This is a genomic window from Leisingera sp. MMG026 (assembly GCF_021654205.1).
In the GTDB taxonomy this organism is placed as follows: Bacteria; Pseudomonadota; Alphaproteobacteria; order Rhodobacterales; family Rhodobacteraceae; genus Leisingera.
This window is the reverse complement of sequence record NZ_JAKFZM010000111.1, coordinates 1-1,877: the sequence shown is the minus strand read 5'-3', so window position 1 is coordinate 1,877 and position 1,877 is coordinate 1. Positions and strand designations below refer to the sequence as shown.

Here is a 1,877-nt window from a genome sequence, read left to right as displayed (position 1 = left end):
GAGCTTGGGATGGCACCGAGTGGCAGAAATTTGCTCTGCGTCTGGTCTCACTCAAACATGGCTTTGGAAATGTCCAGTCCGTCCCGGATCAAGTGGATGGCGATGCTGGATTAGAGTTCTTCACGACAGATGGCTGTCTTTATCAATGCTACGCGCCTAAAGAGGTGGTTGATGTCGGTAAAGCCGCTAGCGGAATGAAAAAGAAGGCCACTTCCGACATTCAGAAACTAAGAAAGTATGAACAGAAGATACTGGGCATGGTTGGCCCGCTCAAATTTGATCGATGGATACTATTATGCCCCTTTTTTGAAGATAAGGATGTGCTGCGACACATTCAAAAGAAAATTTCGGATGAAGCCATCGATCAGTTGGGATATTGCAATGCTCCATTTGTCGGGCTTGGCAAGTCTATTGAAGACTTTTCCGACGAGTATGATCTTCTTAGAGCTAAGGGTAAGGGGCTCCCACTAAAACTCAAAGTTGCTACAGAAAAAGATCTTGGGGGAGCGCCGCAGGGAAGCGAACTATATGATCGTGTAATGGAAAAGCTCAAAAGAGGTTACCCTCATGCGAGTGAGGAGGCTCTGGCAAGCAAAGCAAAGCATTGGATACTGTCCAGCATAACGAAGCAGAATGCAGCGGAAAACTTGCAAAAGGACTATCCAGATCAATGGGATACTTGGTTTACAACAATTTCGATGGAAGAGCAGAGACTGACTTTGATGGGTGACCAAAGCGGTACTGCCAATGAGTTCTTGAACAGTGAGCTCAAAGGATTGCAGGAGACGTTGAAGGAGGCGCTACCCGACTTGTCCCCCACGTTTCGAAATGCACTAGCTCAAGGCCAACTGGGAACTTGGCTACTAGACTGCCCATTGGATTTTCTGGAGCAATAGAGGTTCATGGTCGGTGAAAATGCAACGCTAAGATTTCAACGGCGCCCGAAGGCGATATCAGGAGATATGAGAATTGGTTGGCGTATATCAATAATGCTCTTAATGCTGTATTACTCACGGGGAAAGAAGGCATCTTTGGCAAAGCTACACATGCTCAACGATGCTATGCGGGTGAATAGATCAAGGGATCACCTGGATAAACTGCTTGCTGCAGATCAAGGGTTTTACTCGTGGTCCATAAGGGTTGAACCTGCGTTTGCTCGTGCTCTGGATTTTTTGGTTTCGGAAGGATTTGCCAACTGGGGTGTCGCGAATGATCGAACGACAGCCAAGTTGACAGAAGCAGGTACTTCGGCAGCAAAGGCGCTTTCCGAAAGTCCGGAGGTTTTCGTGAAAGAGAAAGAGTATTTGAAAGTAGTGGCAAAAGGCTTGACGGAGCAGTTGGTAGTTAGCGTTCTATCAGCGTCAAGGGTGCGCGTATGATACAAGTAAGAGCTATTCGGCTTCGCTCTTACACTAAGGATAAGACATTTGGTGTAGATGCTGACTTCAGTAGTGGCCTGAATGTGGTTTGGGCTGATAACTCCTCAGGAAAATCGACGTTAATGCAATCCCTTTTATACGCACTGGGATTTGAAAGGTCGCTTGGCACCTCCTTAGATGTGCCGCTTCCATTCGCGATGCGAGAGGAAATTCGTGAGAAAGTTCACGACGAACTGCTTCCCGTTCTTCAGTCCTATGTTGCGGTCACTTTTGAGGATCGTCGCGGGGAGCTTTTCTCAATAAAACGGGAAGTGGTTGGGGAGACAGACCGCAGGTTGGTTCAAACTTGGCGGGGGGGGCTGGACGCCGAGCGGGATGGCAATGACAGGCAGGATTTTTTCTTGCATGATCCGGGATCGGCGCAAAATGCGTCTGGCTTTCATGTGTTTCTCGCCAAAAAACTTGAGTGGAGCATTCCGCAAGTTTCTAGGTTTGATG

At 47.9% G+C, this 1,877-nt stretch carries 3 protein-coding genes; all 3 read left to right on the top strand.

Annotated elements, in window-relative coordinates:
* On the top strand, positions 1–896 hold an 896-nt coding region (locus tag L1069_RS23630; RefSeq protein ID WP_237457276.1), incomplete at its 5' end, for a hypothetical protein.
* 150 nt (positions 897–1,046) lie between these two features.
* Positions 1,047–1,379: a hypothetical protein gene (locus L1069_RS23625; RefSeq protein ID WP_237457275.1), complete on the top strand. Its 333-nt coding sequence runs from the start codon at positions 1,047–1,049 to the stop codon at positions 1,377–1,379.
* On the top strand, positions 1,376–1,877 hold a 502-nt coding region (locus L1069_RS23620; protein ID WP_237457274.1), incomplete at its 3' end, for an ATP-binding protein. The genes L1069_RS23625 and L1069_RS23620, both read left to right, overlap by 4 nt.